This is a genomic window from Pseudomonas shirazensis (assembly GCF_014268785.2).
Taxonomy (GTDB): Bacteria; Pseudomonadota; Gammaproteobacteria; order Pseudomonadales; family Pseudomonadaceae; genus Aquipseudomonas; species Aquipseudomonas shirazensis.
Genome location: NZ_JABWRD020000002.1, coordinates 171,184 through 186,016, shown reverse-complemented (window position 1 = coordinate 186,016; position 14,833 = coordinate 171,184). Strand labels below are relative to the sequence as shown.

The window sequence follows — 14,833 nt, the reverse complement described above, 5'->3', positions numbered from 1 at the left end:
GTGTATCGTATTCGCCCTTCATTGCCCGCCCCGTGCTGGCAGACTGATCGCGTATAACGAGGTACCTCCACCGATGTCCTTTACCCGTCGACAAATGCTCAAGGGCCTGACTGGCCTGGTCGTGGTTGGCCTGGGCGCTGGAGGCGCAGCGCGCTACTGGCTGGGCAAGGTCGAGGACGACAACGCCGGACATGACTACGAGCTGATCGCCGCGCCGCTTGAAGTCGAGCTGGTAGCGGGATTCAAGACCGAGGCCTGGGCCTTTGGCCCATCGGCGCCGGGCACCGAGCTGCGGGTCCGCCAGGGCACCTGGCTGCGGGTGCGCTTCATCAACCACCTGCCGGTCGAAACCACAATCCATTGGCACGGTATCCGCCTGCCGCTGGAAATGGACGGCGTGCCCTATGTCTCGCAACTGCCGGTCAAGCCCGGCGAGTACTTCGACTACAAGTTCCGCGTGCCGGACGCCGGCAGCTACTGGTATCACCCGCACGTGAGCAGCTCCGAGGAGCTTGGTCGAGGCCTGGTCGGCCCACTGATCGTCGAAGAGCGCGAGCCCACCGGCTTCAAGCATGAGCGCACGCTGAGCCTGAAAAACTGGCACGTCGACGAGCAGGGCGGGTGGCTGCCGTTCAGCATCCCCCGTGAAGCTGCGCGCAATGGCACCGCTGGGCGCTTGATCACCATCAACGGCCAGGCCGACTCGGTCACCGAGCTGCCGGCCGGGCAGGTCGTGCGCGTGCGCCTGCTCAACCTCGACAATACCTGGACCTACCGCATCAACCTGCGTGGCAACTGCGAGGCGATGATCTACGCCCTCGATGGCAACCCGGTCACGCCGCGGCCACTGGACGATGACTATTGGCTGGGCCCTGGCATGCGCATCTGCCTGGCGATCCGCATCCCTGAAGCCGGTGAGGAGATCTCCCTGCGCGACGGCTTTGTGCGCCTCGGCACCCTGCGCTCGGTTGCCAGCAGCGACGCCCCCGGCGAATGGCCGCCGGCATTACCGGCCAACCCGATCGCCGAACCAGACCTGGCCAACGCCGAGAAGATCAACTTCAATTTCGAGTGGGTCGGCAAGGTCTCGGTCGATACCGACAGCGGCCGCCCGCCTAGCCTTTGGCAGATCAACGGCAAGGCCTGGGACATCACCGACAAGACCTGCGCCGACCGCCCGATCGCCACATTGGAAAAGGGCAAGAGCTACATCTTCGAGCTGAAGAACATGACCCAGTACCAGCACCCGATTCACTTGCATGGGATGAGCTTCAAGGTGCTCAGCTCCAACCGGCACAAAATCACCGAGCCGTGGTTCACCGATACCTACCTGCTGGGCAAGAACGAGCGCGCCCAGGTGGCCCTGGTGGCTGATAACCCGGGTACCTGGATGTTCCATTGCCACGTCATCGACCACATGGAAACCGGCCTGATGGCCGCGATTGCGGTGGTCTGATGCGCGCGCAGATTATCGATCGCAGCCGTGATCAGGCCTTTATGCAGATGGCCCTGGAGCTGGCTGCACAAGGTGCGGCGTTGGGCGAAGTGCCGGTTGGCGCGGTGCTGGTGCAGGGTGGCGAAGTGATCGGCAGCGGCTTCAACCGACCGATCACCGACAGCGACCCCAGCGCCCACGCCGAGATGGTCGCCATTCGCGCCGCAGCGCAGGCGGCCAGCAACTACCGGCTGCCCGGCAGCACGCTGTACGTGACCCTGGAGCCGTGCAGTATGTGCGCAGGTTTGATCGTTCATTCGCGGGTGGCGCGGGTGGTGTATGGGGCGCTGGAACCGAAAGCGGGGATCGTGCAGAGCCAGGGGCAGTTCTTTACCCAGGGCTTTCTCAACCATCGGGTGCTGTTCGAAGGTGGGGTGCTGGCGCAGGAATGCGGGCAGATACTCAGCGATTTCTTCAAGGCGCGGCGGGCAAAAGCTTCGAGCTGAGCCGGTTACATCGGCGGTGACTGTTCCGCCGGCTTGTCCTTGTTGACCCCTGGCACATGCAGGTTGCCCTCGGCGACCTGGCCTTCGAGTTGCGGCTGGGTCACCCAGGTCAGGATGTCGTAGTAACGGCGGATGTTGGCGACAAAATGCACCGGCTCGCCGCCGCGGGCGTAGCCATAGCGGGTCTTGCTGTACCACTGCTTCTGCGACAGGCGCGGCAGCATCTTCTTCACGTCCAGCCATTTGTTCGGGTTCAGCCCTTCGCGCTTGGCCAGGGTGCGGGCGTCTTCCAGGTGGCCGCTGCCGACGTTGTAGCCGGCCAGGGCGAACCAGGTACGGTCCGGCTCCTTGATGCTGTCGTCGAGCTGTTCCTTGACCAGCATGAAGTACTTGGCGCCGCCGGTGATGCTCTGCTTGGGATCCAGCCGGTTGGACACGCCCATCGCCTGCGCGGTGCGCTGGGTCAGCATCATCAGCCCGCGCACGCCGGTCTTGGAGGTCACCTCAGGCTGCCACATCGACTCCTGATAGCCGATTGCCGCAAGCAGGCGCCAATCGACCTGCTCGACCTTGGCCGAGGCCTTGAAGTGCTTTTCATACTTGGGCAGGCGCTGTTGCAAATGCTGGGCGAAGGTGTAGGCGCCGACGTAACCGAGGACGTCGACGTGGCCGTAGTAACGATCCTTGAGGCGCTGCAGGGTGCCGTTTTTTTGTGCTTTGTCGAGGAACTCGTTGACCTCGTTGAGCAGGCTGTTGTCTTCGCCCGCGGCGACTGCCCAGCGCTGATCACGACTGTCGCCCAGGTCAAAGGCAACCCGTACATTGGGGAAGTACACCTGGTTCATCGCCAGCTCGTTGGAGTCGACCAGAGTCAGGTCGATCTGGCCTTCATCGACCATGCGCAGCAGGTCGACTACTTCAACGGCGTCGGATTCTTCGTATTCCAGGGTCGGGAACTGTTTTTTCAGCGCTGCCAGTTGCTCGGCGTGGCTGCTGCCCTTGAGCACCATGATCTTCTTGCCGATGAGGCCCTTGGCCTGGGTTGGCCGCGAGCGGCCATTGCGGTAGATGACCTGCGGGGTGACTTCGAGGTACGGATGCGAAAATTTTGCCTGGATGTTGCGCTTTTCGCTGCTGACCAGGCCCGCCGCTGCCAGTACCGGGCCGGACGGTTTGCCAAGTTGATCGAACATTTCGTCGATATTGTCGGCGGTTTCGATCTCCAGCTTCACCCCTAGGTCATCGGCAAAACGCTTGACCAGCTCGTATTCGAAGCCGGTTTCTCCGTTGCGGTCCTGGAAGTAAGTGGCCGGGCTGTTGCGGGTAATCACGCGCAGCACGCCGTCTTCCTTGACGCGCTCGAGAGTGCTGGGTTTTTCAACACAGGCACCGAGCATCAGGAAGAGGCCGGTTGCGAAGAGCCATTGGGCGCAACGCTTGCGCAAAGCAGTGGGGGCGAACATAGCTTGCAGTATACGCAAAGGGCCGCAACTGCCATATCTCGACAACGTTGGGCAGGTCTGCTAGCAGATTGGCCAGGGATTTATTGATGGCCGAGCAAAACCGGCAAAAAGCCCCGACTTTTCTGACCCCGGAGTCCGGTTCAGCCGCCCGGCAGCATTGCCTTGCAGCGGGTGCCCAATCGCGCGAATTACGCTAGAATGCACGGCCTCTAAGCACACCCCTTCCTGAGGCTGTCCCGACGATGTTGATCCTGCGCGGCGCTCCTGCCCTTTCTGCCTTTCGCCACGGTAAGCTACTCGAGCAACTGAGCCAGAAAGTCCCCGCTGTTACCGGCTTGTATGCCGAATTTGCCCACTTCGCCGACGTCGATGGTGAGTTGACCGCCGACCAGCAGCAAGTGTTGGCCCGTCTGCTCAAGTACGGGCCGAGCGTGCCGGTACAAGAGCCGACTGGTCGCCTGTTCCTGGTAGTGCCGCGCCTGGGCACGATTTCGCCCTGGGCCAGCAAGGCCAGTGACATCGCCCATAACTGCGGCCTGCAGAGCATTCAGCGCCTGGAGCGCGGCATTGCCTTCTACGTGGCCGGCGACCTCAGCGAGGCCGACGCGCAAGAAGTTGCCGCCGCGCTGCATGACCGCATGACCCAGCGCGTGCTGACCCAGCTGGAGCAGGCAGGCGATCTGTTCAGCCATGCCCAGCCCAAGCCGATGACCTCGGTCGACGTGCTCGGCGGTGGCCGTGCAGCTCTGGCACAGGCCAACATCGACCTCGGTCTGGCCCTGGCCGAAGACGAGATCGATTACCTGGTCAACGCCTTCCAGGGGCTCAAGCGCAACCCGAACGACATCGAACTGATGATGTTCGCCCAGGCCAACTCCGAGCATTGCCGACACAAGATCTTCAATGCCACCTGGGACATTGACGGCCAGGCGCAGGACAAGAGCCTGTTCGGCATGATCAAGAACACCTACCAGATGCACAGCGAAGGCGTGTTGTCGGCTTACAAGGACAACGCCTCGGTGATCGTCGGCAGCGTGGCCGGGCGCTTCTTCCCGAACCCTGAAACCCGCCAGTACGGCGCGGTGCAGGAGCCGGTGCACATCCTCATGAAGGTCGAGACGCACAACCACCCGACCGCCATTTCGCCATTCTCCGGCGCGTCCACCGGTTCTGGTGGCGAGATCCGTGACGAAGGTGCGACCGGTCGCGGCGCCAAGCCCAAGGCTGGCCTGACCGGCTTTACCGTGTCCAACCTGCGTATCCCAGGCTTCGAACAGCCGTGGGAGAAGCCATACGGCAAGCCAGAGCGCATCGTCAACGCCCTCGACATCATGGTCGAAGGCCCGCTCGGCGGCGCCGCGTTCAACAATGAATTCGGCCGTCCGGCCCTGACCGGCTATTTCCGTACTTTCGAGCAGTCGATCCAGACCCCTCACGGCGAAGAAGTGCGCGGCTACCACAAGCCGATCATGCTGGCCGGCGGCCTGGGCAACATTCGTGAAGATCACGTGCAAAAGGCCGAGATCACCGTGGGCGCCAAGCTGATCGTGCTCGGCGGCCCAGCCATGCTGATCGGCCTCGGTGGCGGCGCGGCGTCGTCGGTTGCCACCGGCGCCAGCTCGGCTGACCTCGACTTCGCTTCCGTTCAACGGGAAAACCCGGAAATGGAGCGCCGCTGCCAGGAAGTCATCGACCGCTGCTGGCAGCTGGGCGACGACAACCCGATCGCCTTCATCCATGACGTCGGCGCGGGCGGCATTTCCAACGCCTTCCCGGAACTGGTCAACGACGGTGGTCGTGGTGGCCGCTTCGAACTGCGCAACGTGCCCAACGACGAGCCGGGCATGGCCCCGCACGAAATCTGGAGCAACGAATCGCAAGAGCGTTACGTGATGGCGGTCGATGCGGCCAACTTCGAGCGTTTCAAGGCCATCTGCGAACGTGAGCGCTGCCCGTTTGCGGTGGTCGGCGAAGCCACTGCCGAACCGCACCTGACTGTTACCGACAGCCACTTTGGCAACACCCCGGTCGACATGCCGCTCGACGTCCTGCTCGGCAAGCCGCCGCGCATGCACCGTTCGGTCACTCGCGAAGAAGAGCTTGGCGATGAGTTCGACCCAAGCACGCTGGACCTGGCCGACTCGGTTGAGCGCGTGCTGCACCACCCGGCGGTGGCCAGCAAGAGCTTCCTGATCACCATCGGCGACCGCACCATCACCGGCCTGGTTGCACGCGACCAGATGGTCGGCCCATGGCAGGTTCCGGTAGCGGATTGCGCCGTAACCGCGACCAGCTTCGACGTCTACACCGGCGAAGCCATGGCGATGGGCGAGCGTACCCCGCTGGCCCTGCTGGATGCCCCGGCCTCCGGCCGCATGGCGGTCGGTGAGGCGCTGACCAACCTGGCTGCTGCACGCATCGACAAGCTGTCCGACATCAAACTGTCGGCCAACTGGATGTCGGCTGCCGGCCACCCGGGTGAAGATGCCCGCCTGTTCGACGCCGTCCGTGCCGTCGGCATGGAACTGTGCCCTGAGCTGGGTCTGACCATTCCAGTGGGCAAGGACTCCATGTCGATGAAGACCCAGTGGAGCGAGCAGGGCGCGCAAAAAAGCGTGACCTCGCCGATGTCGCTGATCATCAGCGGCTTCGCCCCGGTGGTCGACGTACGCCAGACCCTGACCCCGCAATTGCGCATGGACAAGGGCGAAACCGACCTGATCCTGATCGACCTGGGCCGCGGCAAAAACCGCATGGGCGCGTCGATCCTGGCGCAGACCCACGGCAAGCTGGCTGCGCAAGCACCGGACGTCGACGACGCTGAAGACCTCAAGGCCTTCTTCGCCGTGATCCAGGGCCTCAACGCCGATGGTCACCTGCTGGCCTACCACGACCGTTCCGACGGCGGCCTGCTGACCACCGTGCTGGAAATGGCCTTCGCCGGCCATTGCGGTCTGGACCTTGAACTCGACACCCTGACCAGCAAGCGCGAAAAAGTCGCGGCGATTCTCTTCAACGAAGAGCTCGGCGCGGTCATCCAGGTTCGCCAGGATGCCACCCCGGACGTGCTGGCGCAGTTCAGCGCTGCTGGCCTGGGCGAGGATTGCGTGGCCGTGATCGGTCAGCCGATCAACAACAGCGAAGTGCTGATCAAGCTCGCCGGCGAAGCGGTATTCACCGGTGATCGCGGCCAGCTGCAGCGCGAGTGGGCCAAGACCAGCTATCAGATCCAGCGCCTGCGTGACAACGTCGACTGCGCTGATCAGGAATACGCCGGCCTGCTGGTTGAAGACAACCCAGGCCTGAACGTCAAGCTTGGTTTCGACGTCAACCATGACATCGCGGCGCCGTACATCAAAAAAGGCATCCGCCCGCAAGTGGCAGTCCTGCGTGAGCAGGGCGTCAATGGCCAGGTTGAGATGGCTGCGGCGTTCGACCGTGCCGGCTTCAACGCCGTCGACGTGCACATGAGCGATATTCTCGCCGGTCGTGTTGACCTGGAAGCGTTCAAAGGCCTGGTTGCCTGCGGCGGTTTCTCTTACGGCGACGTGCTCGGTGCCGGTGAGGGCTGGGCCAAGTCGGCGCTGTTCAACAGCCGCGCGCGGGATGCCTTCCAGGCATTCTTCGAGCGTGACGACAGCTTCACCCTGGGGGTGTGCAACGGTTGCCAGATGATGTCCAACCTGCACGAGCTGATCCCGGGCAGCGAGCTGTGGCCGCACTTCGTGCGTAACCGCTCCGAGCAGTTCGAAGCCCGTGTGGCGATGGTCGAGGTGCAGAAGTCCAACTCGATCTTCCTGCAGGGCATGGCCGGTTCGCATATGCCGATAGCCATCGCCCACGGTGAAGGCCACGCCGAGTTCGCCGACCCGGCCGCGCTGCTTGCAGCCGACCAGTCTGGCTGCGTGGCGCTGCGCTTTGTCGACAACCACGGCAAGGTCACCGAAGCCTACCCGGCCAACCCGAACGGCTCACCGCGTGGCATCACCGGTCTCACCAGCCGCGATGGCCGCGTGACGATCATGATGCCGCACCCTGAGCGGGTATTCCGCGCAGTGCAGAACTCGTGGCGTCCAGACGACTGGCAGGAAGATGCGGCGTGGATGCGCATGTTCCGCAACGCGCGGGTTTGGGTGAACTAAGCGGTGTACAAGCTCGCCTTCTTCGTCCCGGCCAGCCATGTCGAAGTGGTCAAGGCCGCCGTGTTTGCCGCCGGTGGCGGCCGTATCGGTGGCTATGAGCACTGCGCCTGGCAGACCCTTGGCCAAGGCCAGTTCCGGCCGATGGCCGGCAGCCAGCCGTTTCTCGGGCAGGCTGGCGAGGTCGAGCAGGTCGAGGAGTGGAAGGTCGAGCTGGTGGTGGCCGACGAGCTGATTCAGCAGGTTGTCACTGCCTTGAAGCACAGCCACCCGTACGAAACGCCTGCTTATGAGGTTTGGCCATTGGCTGACTTCTGAGCTGTCGTTGTCGTACCAATGAAAAGCCCTGGCGGGCAACTGCCAGGGCTTTTCACGTTCAGGCACATTCATTCACCGTAGCCGGGTTTGCCGCGATCCCGCTTTGCAGGCCAGGAAAGTGGCGCAGCGCTAGCATGTGAGCCCTCGCCGGGTACTGGGAGCAGGCAACCTGTCCTGCCGTAAGCGCCTCAGTCCCCTCAGTCGCGGCTGCGTGACTTGGGTAGAGAAGTGCAGGCCAACAGCCCGACTTCAAACAGGATCCACATCGGCACCGCCAGCATCGTCTGTGAGAACACATCCGGCGGCGTCAGGATCATCCCCACCACAAAGCAGCCGACGATCACGTAGGGCCGACTCTTGCGTAGCGTCGCCACATCGGTCAAACCGGCCCAGACCACGATGAAGGTCGCCACCGGGATCTCGAACGCCAGGCCAAACGCCAGGAACAGCGCCATGATGAAATCCAGATACAGGCTGATGTCGGTCATCATCGCCACGCCATCAGGCGTCACGCTGGCGAAAAAGCCGAACATCATCGGAAATACCAGAAAGAACGCGAAGGCCATGCCGCTGTAGAACAGGACGATGCTCGACAGCAGCAGTGGCAGGGCGATGCGCCGCTCGCGCTGGTACAGGCCGGGCGCTATGAAGCCCCAGGCCTGATGCAGCAGCAATGGCATGGCCACGAACAGCGCGCACATCGCGGTCAGCTTGAACGGCGTCAGAAACGGCGAGGTGACGCTGGTGGCAATCATGCTGGTGCCTTCCGGCAGGTACCTGCGCAGCGGTTCGGAAATCAGCGTGTACAGCGTCTGCGCGAACGGGAACAGCGCGGCGAACAGCAGGCCGATCATCAGCAGGGCGCGCAGCAGGCGTTTGCGCAGTTCGCGCAGATGCTCGGTGATCGGCATGCGAGGCTGCTCAGGCACAGCAATGCTCATGATGCATTCTCCTTGGCGATGACCGGCGCAGCGGCATCATTGGCCGGCTGCGTGTCGAGGCGGATACCCTGGCGCAGATCCTGTTCCAGGCGTTGCAGCGGCGCGCTGTCCAGTGCCGGCAGGTCGATCTCGCGTTCGACCTGGGTGCGCAGCGTGTGCATCGCGCGACGGGCCTGGCCCAGCACGCGGCCGACCGCGCGCGCCGCCACCGGCAGGCGCTCGGGGCCGAGCACCAGCAGGGCGACGATGCCGACCAGCATCAGCTCGGTGAAGCCGATCTCGAACATCAGGCCTGACGGTCCGTGTGCGCCTGCGGCACGCTCTGCCCGTTCAGCGTTGGCGCCTGCTCGGCCTGAACATTGGCAGCGTTGTTGGCATTGGTATCGCCGCCCATGGATTTGCGAAAGCCCTGAATCGCCTCGCCGACATCGCTGCCCAGGCCCTTGAGGCGCTTGGTGCCAAACAGCAGAAACACGATCAACAGCACGATCACCAGTTGCCAGATTCCAATACCACCCATGTCAGCGCACTCCTGTAAGGCCATGAAAAGAGAAGCAATCCTGCCTGTCCTAGATGACGCCTGGATGACGGTGGAACGGCTGCCATCTGCCTGCAACACGCACGGTGTTGACTGGCGGCTTTCGGTGATGAAAAGGCAGGCGGCAATGGGCGGTAAGCAACAGCAGGGTGCGGCACTGTTGATGGTCATGGTGGCGCTGGCGATGCTGGCTGCGGGCTTGACCTGGCTGGTCGAAGGTGGCCGTCGTCAGGTCGATGAAGTGCGCCTGCTGCAGCAGCGGGTGCAGGCGCGGGCGATGCAACAGGCCGGTCTGGCCTATGCCAAACAAGCCCTGCGCGATCCCGCTTGGCGGCTCAGCCCGCTGTTCTGGCAGGCCCTGCGCGGGCAGCCACTGAATTACGATTTTGCCGGCGGCACGGCGCAGTTGCGGGTACGCGATCAGCACACCTGTTTCAACGTCAATGCCCTGCTTGGCAACGACGCCGCGCGCGCCGAGCGCCAGCTGCGCTACTTGCTGGGCGACAACATGGCGGCCGAACGGCTGGTGCACGGCCTGGCGGACTGGCTCGACAGTGACAGCGATGCCCTCCTGCAAGGCGCCGAAAGTGCCCAGTATCTGCGCCAGCAGCCACCGCGGCTGGCGGCCAATCAGCCGATGCTCGACAGCAGCGAACTGAACCTGCTGCTGGAGCCGGACGCGACCCGCCAGCGCCGCTATCCGATGTTGTGTGCGATCGCGCAGACCAGCGGCTGGCGCTTGAACGCCAACGCCTTGGGCCTGGAACACCTGGAGCTGCTCGATGCGTTGTACGAAGGCAAGTATCCGCGTTCACTGCTCAGCCGCATTGTCAGTGGCCGGCCTGCGACCGGTTATGCCGATGCAGCGGATCTGCGCCAGGGGCTGGGTGCGGTCGATGATGAAACGTTCGAGCGCTTGAGTGAGGGCTTGCTGCTCAACAGCGGCCATTACCTGTTGCAGCTGTCGTTCGAGGAAGAGGGGTTGAGCTTGCGCAGTCAGTTGCAGATCGAGGCTCTGGGTGTGGTGCAGTGGCATGCGCGGGTGCCGGCGCAGCAGGTGCGCGTCAAGGCGCGCGAACCGTTGTTGTGAGCCCACAATCGAGAACGCCCCGGTCGCAGTGCCAGGGCGGCGCTGCAACCGGGGCGTTGCTCAGGTTCGATCAGGCAGTGCCGATCTCGCCGCCATCATTACGCTGAATGACTACCGTCGAAGCTCGCGGGCGCACCGTGGCACCTGCCGGAGTGGCGTCGGTAGCGACATCGTTGTACGGCCAGTTGCCCGGATGCTGGATGTTGACGAACATCGACTTGTTGTCTGGGGCAAAGGCAATCCCGGTCACTTCACAGCCGTTCGGGCCAACGAAGAAACGGCGCAGGGCTGACTGGTTCTGCGCGTTCACCGGGATCTGCTTGCCAGCAGCATCGACCAGATCGGTCGGGATCACCGCCAGCAACTGGTCGTTGGTGTAGTCGGTGAGGGTCGACTCGCCGTTGTCGGTTTCGATCCAGAGTACGCCGCGGCTGTCGAAGCTCATGCCATCGGGGCTGGCGAACTGGTTCAGTTCGGTCAAGCCGGAGCGGTTGATATCGGCAGTGCCGGCAGCGTTGGCGCCAAACACGAAGATGTCCCAGTTGAAGCTCAACTGGTCGTCGCTGTCGTGCCAGCGGATCACGTGGCCATGACGGTTCGGCCCGCGTGGGTTGGCGGCATCGACCTTGTCCGCAGTGCGCGCGCTATTGTTGGTGAGGGTCAGGTAGACGTCACCGTTGACCGGGTGTACCGCGGTCCACTCAGGGCGGTCCATCGGCGTTGCACCAACAGCATCGGCGGCGCCGCGGGTATTGATGATGATCCCCGGCAGGTCCCCGAACAGCGCACCCAGGGTGCTGCCGCCGGTGGTGGCGGTGGCGACGTCGAGCAGCAGCCAGTTGCCGCTGCCGTCGGCATTGAAGCGGGCCACGTACAGCTTGCCTTGGTCCATGTACTTGGCACCGGTAGCCAGGCGATCGGCCGGGGTGGCGTCCGCCGGGTCCCAGACCGCGTCGGAGACGAACTTGTACAGGTATTCGTTGTTGGAGTCGTCGCCGGTGTACCAGACCAGCGGCTTGCCCGCGACCGGCAGGCCCGGGCAGCAGCCCTCGTGGCGGAAGCGGCCCAATGCGGTGCGCTTCACTGCCAGGGTGCTGGCGTTGTATGGGTCGATCTCGACGATGTAGCCGTAGGTGCTGGCTTCGTTGCGGTAGTCGTCAGTGGCGCTGGCGCCGCTTGGGGTGATGTTGAAACGGCCGAATTCATCGTCCACTTCGCTGGCATCACCGGCACAGGTTTCCCAGCGGTACTGGCCACGGGTGGCGCTGACGCCGATGCGCACCTGATCCGCCGGGCGGGTCGCAGTGTTGACGAAGATGCCTGGCCAGTTTTCTTCGCAGGTCAGGTAGGTGCCCCACGGCGTGTAGCCATTGCCGCAGTTGTTGTTGGTGCCGCGGCACTGGGTACCGGCTGGGGAGAATTTGGTCTTGACGTGGTCGCTGCCGCGCAGTGGTCCGGCGATATCCATCAGCGACACCGTGGTGAAGCGGCGGTTGAGCGGGTCGTTGTCGACCACCTGCCAGCGCCCGCTGACCTTGCTCAGGCGGACCACGCCGGCGCCGTGGGCGTTGATTTCCTTGCGTGCTTCTTCCACCGGGCGCTTGCCGCTGCCGTCGGTGGTGGGGCCGGCCGGGTGCAGTGCGGCGGCATCGATGTACTCGAAGTTGATCGCCAGCAGGCCGTCATCCGAGCTGCCGTTGATAGGGAAGAAGTGCATGCCGTCGTGGTGCATGCCCATCGCGTTGGCCTGGTCGGTAGAGGTGTTGCTGCCATCGGACTTCCACGGATTGGCGTTGCTGTTCAGCGGAGTGCCCCAGGGCGCCAGCACGTATGCGCTGTAACCGGCAGCGACGACGCAGGCATCGGTGCGCGAGCCGGCGATGGAGTCGAAACCGAGCTTGAGCTTGACCGGCTCCGGGGTCGACGGCGAGTCGTTGTCGGAACCGCCACCACTGTCGAAACAGCCTGTCAGACCGGTGCCGGCGATCATTGCGATGGCTGCGCCAAGGCTGCCGCGCATCACGGTGCGACGGCTCAGGTAAGTGTCCATGACGCTGGCCATCGGCAGGTTGCCGCTTTGGTTGCGGTCCAGGTTGTCGCCGGTGTCTCGACTCATCAGGGTGTCCTTATAGTGGCTGAGTTGGAGGAAACCGCGACTGTAGTGCTCAAGTGTGATGATTCCTTGGCAGAAATATTAAGGTCTGCTTAAAACTAGCAGTTCTTACCAGTACGTCTTTACAGATCAATCGGCGATTACTGTCGGATATCTGCCATGAAACTGTCATCTGGGCGCCGCAATATCCGAACCCCAACGTGAACTCGGAAAAGGATGCGGGCTTGATGGTTAGCAGTGTGGGCAGACGCGAGGTAATCAGCTGGATGGGTGTCGCGGCGTTGACGCCGTTGCTTGGCGCCTGCTCGGCGCTGCCCGGCCAGCGTGGCGGCGGCGCGCCGCTGGACCTGCTGTATCTCGCCGACACCCTGGATGCCCGTCAACCCGGCCAGGCGGTGGTGCCGGCGACGCGCCTGGGGCCGGTCAGCCACCTCGGCCGCGCGCCGTGGATGACCGGCGCCAGCGCCAGTGCCGCATCCCCGGAACTTGCGCCTTTGCTGGATGCCAGCCAGAGCAGCCGTGCACAGCTGGGTGGGTACCCGGTGCTGGCCGCGTTGCTCGAGCAACTGCGCAACGAAGCCGGCGCAGACAACTGCCTGACCCTGGAGAACGGCCAGGGCTGGAATGGCAGCGGCCTGGCTTATCTAAGCCAGGGCGAAAGCGGCGTGCAGGGCAGCCAGCTACTGGGCAGCGATGTCCGCGTCAGCAGCGATGAACGTGTGCTCTGGCCACAGCGCTGTGCGGCGCTGTATCAGCAGTCTGCCGCGGCGACACTGGGCGCAGGCCTGTCTGTGGAGCAGAGCAAGGCGCTGGGCATCGACAGCCTGCGGGTGTTCCAGCGCGCAGGTGTGCGGATTGCGGTGGTCGGCGTGACCGACCCTTATGCGCAGGATCAAAAAGCCTCTCTGAAGCAGTGGTATCAGTCACTGCAGGCGGTCTTTCAGCAGGCGCGGCGCGAGGCTGATCTGGTCGTCGCGCTGGCCGATGTCGGCACCGGCCCGGGCCTGTGGCTGGCCGAGCGCGTGCCTGAAATCGACGTGCTGCTGTGCGCCCGTGGCCTGGACTTGTGGCCGGCGCCAGTGCTGGCCAGCCAGGCCAGCGGCCGGCAGGTGCCGGTGCTGTTCGCCGGTTGCCGTGGCAGCGGCGCGTTCCGTTTGCGTTGCCAGCAGGTGGCGGGTCAATGGCAGTTTCAGGCGCGTTTCTTTCCCGCCTTCGAGCAGCAGTTGACGCTCGCTGCTCAGGCGCGCGCCGCACAACTGCGCAGTGTGGTGCGGGCGCAGCGTGCCGGCCATGCCGCTTGGCTCGATCTACCGTTGGCGCGAGCGCCGCAAGCCCTGTGGCGGCGCGATACGCGCGGCGGCAGTTGGGATGCCTTGCTCCAGCAAGCGTTGTCTGACAGCAGCGCCATGCCGGTGTTGTTGCCGGGGCTGCGCTACGACTATCCGTTGGCAGGCGGTGAAATGATTACCCGCGAGCACCTGATAAGCCTTACCGGTGGCTACCCGGCGCCCGTGGTCGAGGCGCCGGCACGGCAGGTTGAACAGGTGCTGGAAAACGCCGCCGAGCAGTTGTTCGGCGACCCGCTGCTGCTCGACAACAGCCAGGATCTACCACGTTGGCAAGGCCAGGCCTGGCGCGTCAGTTACAGCCCGCAAGGCAAACGTATCGTTGACTTTGCGACCGTGCAGGGCCAGTGCCGCACCTTCGGCCTGCAGTTCGCCGCCGATGCCGGTGAGCCGCTGTGGCAAACCCTCGAAGCCTGGTTGCGTCGTCAGCCCAGCGACTGGCGCCTGGCGCCGCTGCAGTTGCCTGAGGTGCGCTATGTACAGGGGCATCCCGGCTGGCATCCACGGCAGGCCATGACGTGAGCTGGAGCAGTCGCCTCGGCGCGTTTTTGCTGTTGACCCTCGCCGGCTGGCTGGCGGCGCAATGTGTGCTGCAGCTTAGCCGTCAGCCGCTGCCGGCCACGACGGCGCAGCCTGAACACGCGGCCATTCCAGGACTGATGGCGGGGCACTGGCAAGCCCCGCTCGACACAGGCGAGATCCCTCTGACCCGGCTGCCGTTGCAGTACCTCGGCGGGCTGCGTGCCCAGCCGCTGTCGGCGACGGTGGTGGTGCTGCGCTTCGGCGAGCAGATTCGCACCTTGGGCCGCGGTCAGCGGCTCGCGCCGGGGATCGTGCTGCAGGACATCGATGGCGCAGGCCTGATTATCGACAACCAGGGGCGGCGCGAACGCCTGCCCTGGCCGCCACGGCCCGCCGTGACCGGCTTCAAGCGGCAAGGATGA

At 64.2% G+C, this 14,833-nt stretch carries 12 protein-coding genes; 7 read left to right on the top strand and 5 right to left on the bottom strand.

All coding sequences use genetic code 11. From position 1 onward, the window contains the following. The first annotated feature begins 73 nt into the window (after positions 1 to 73). Both HU736_RS12130 and tadA read left to right on the top strand, forming a co-directional pair. Entirely contained in the window at positions 74 to 1,456 is a 1,383-nt protein-coding gene (locus tag HU736_RS12130; RefSeq protein ID WP_101317023.1) for a multicopper oxidase family protein, read from the top strand. Continuing rightward, complete coding sequence (gene tadA / locus HU736_RS12125; protein WP_101317025.1) at positions 1,456 to 1,941, top strand: tRNA adenosine(34) deaminase TadA; 486 nt, start codon at positions 1,456 to 1,458, stop codon at positions 1,939 to 1,941. The genes HU736_RS12130 and tadA overlap by 1 nt, the downstream gene beginning before the upstream one ends. Before the next feature lie 5 nt (positions 1,942 to 1,946). Here the strand turns inward: tadA and mltF are convergent, their stop codons facing one another. Further along, on the bottom strand, positions 1,947 to 3,404 hold the full coding sequence (gene mltF / locus HU736_RS12120) for a membrane-bound lytic murein transglycosylase MltF (protein WP_186697580.1): 1,458 nt from the start codon (positions 3,402 to 3,404) through the stop codon (positions 1,947 to 1,949). 242 nt (positions 3,405 to 3,646) lie between these two features. Between mltF and purL the strand changes: the two genes are divergently transcribed. Then, positions 3,647 to 7,546 (top strand): phosphoribosylformylglycinamidine synthase, encoded by a 3,900-nt coding sequence (gene purL / locus HU736_RS12115; protein ID WP_103436247.1) that lies wholly within the window; start codon positions 3,647 to 3,649, stop codon positions 7,544 to 7,546. Positions 7,547 to 7,549: 3 nt separating this feature from the next. Beyond that, entirely contained in the window at positions 7,550 to 7,861 is a 312-nt protein-coding gene (gene cutA / locus HU736_RS12110) for a divalent cation tolerance protein CutA (RefSeq protein WP_103436248.1), read from the top strand. 197 nt (positions 7,862 to 8,058) lie between these two features. Here cutA and tatC read toward each other — a convergent pair whose 3' ends face one another. From tatC to tatA, 3 genes are read right to left on the bottom strand one after another with little or no spacing between them, the layout of a single operon-like run. Beyond that, positions 8,059 to 8,802 (bottom strand): twin-arginine translocase subunit TatC, encoded by a 744-nt coding sequence (gene tatC, locus HU736_RS12105; protein WP_186697582.1) that lies wholly within the window; start codon positions 8,800 to 8,802, stop codon positions 8,059 to 8,061. Continuing rightward, complete coding sequence (gene tatB / locus HU736_RS12100) at positions 8,799 to 9,089, bottom strand: Sec-independent protein translocase protein TatB (RefSeq protein WP_101317037.1); 291 nt, start codon at positions 9,087 to 9,089, stop codon at positions 8,799 to 8,801. Before tatB ends, tatC begins: the two co-directional genes overlap by 4 nt. After that, positions 9,089 to 9,322, bottom strand: coding sequence for a twin-arginine translocase TatA/TatE family subunit (tatA, locus tag HU736_RS22050; protein ID WP_347402101.1), 234 nt, complete (start codon positions 9,320 to 9,322; stop codon positions 9,089 to 9,091). Before tatA ends, tatB begins: the two co-directional genes overlap by 1 nt. Before the next feature lie 145 nt (positions 9,323 to 9,467). Between tatA and gspK the strand changes: the two genes are divergently transcribed. After that, entirely contained in the window at positions 9,468 to 10,430 is a 963-nt protein-coding gene (gene gspK, locus HU736_RS12090; protein WP_186697584.1) for a type II secretion system minor pseudopilin GspK, read from the top strand. Between the two features lie 70 nt (positions 10,431 to 10,500). Here gspK and HU736_RS12085 read toward each other — a convergent pair whose 3' ends face one another. Next, on the bottom strand, positions 10,501 to 12,546 hold the full coding sequence (locus HU736_RS12085; protein WP_186697586.1) for a PhoX family protein: 2,046 nt from the start codon (positions 12,544 to 12,546) through the stop codon (positions 10,501 to 10,503). A gap of 224 nt (positions 12,547 to 12,770) precedes the next feature. On the opposite strand from HU736_RS12085, the gene HU736_RS12080 reads away from it, so the two are divergent. Continuing rightward, positions 12,771 to 14,411, top strand: coding sequence for a bifunctional UDP-sugar hydrolase/5'-nucleotidase (locus tag HU736_RS12080; RefSeq protein ID WP_186697588.1), 1,641 nt, complete (start codon positions 12,771 to 12,773; stop codon positions 14,409 to 14,411). Beyond that, positions 14,408 to 14,833, top strand: a complete 426-nt coding sequence (locus HU736_RS12075; protein ID WP_101317047.1) for a pilus assembly protein PilZ — start codon at positions 14,408 to 14,410, stop codon at positions 14,831 to 14,833. Before HU736_RS12080 ends, HU736_RS12075 begins: the two co-directional genes overlap by 4 nt.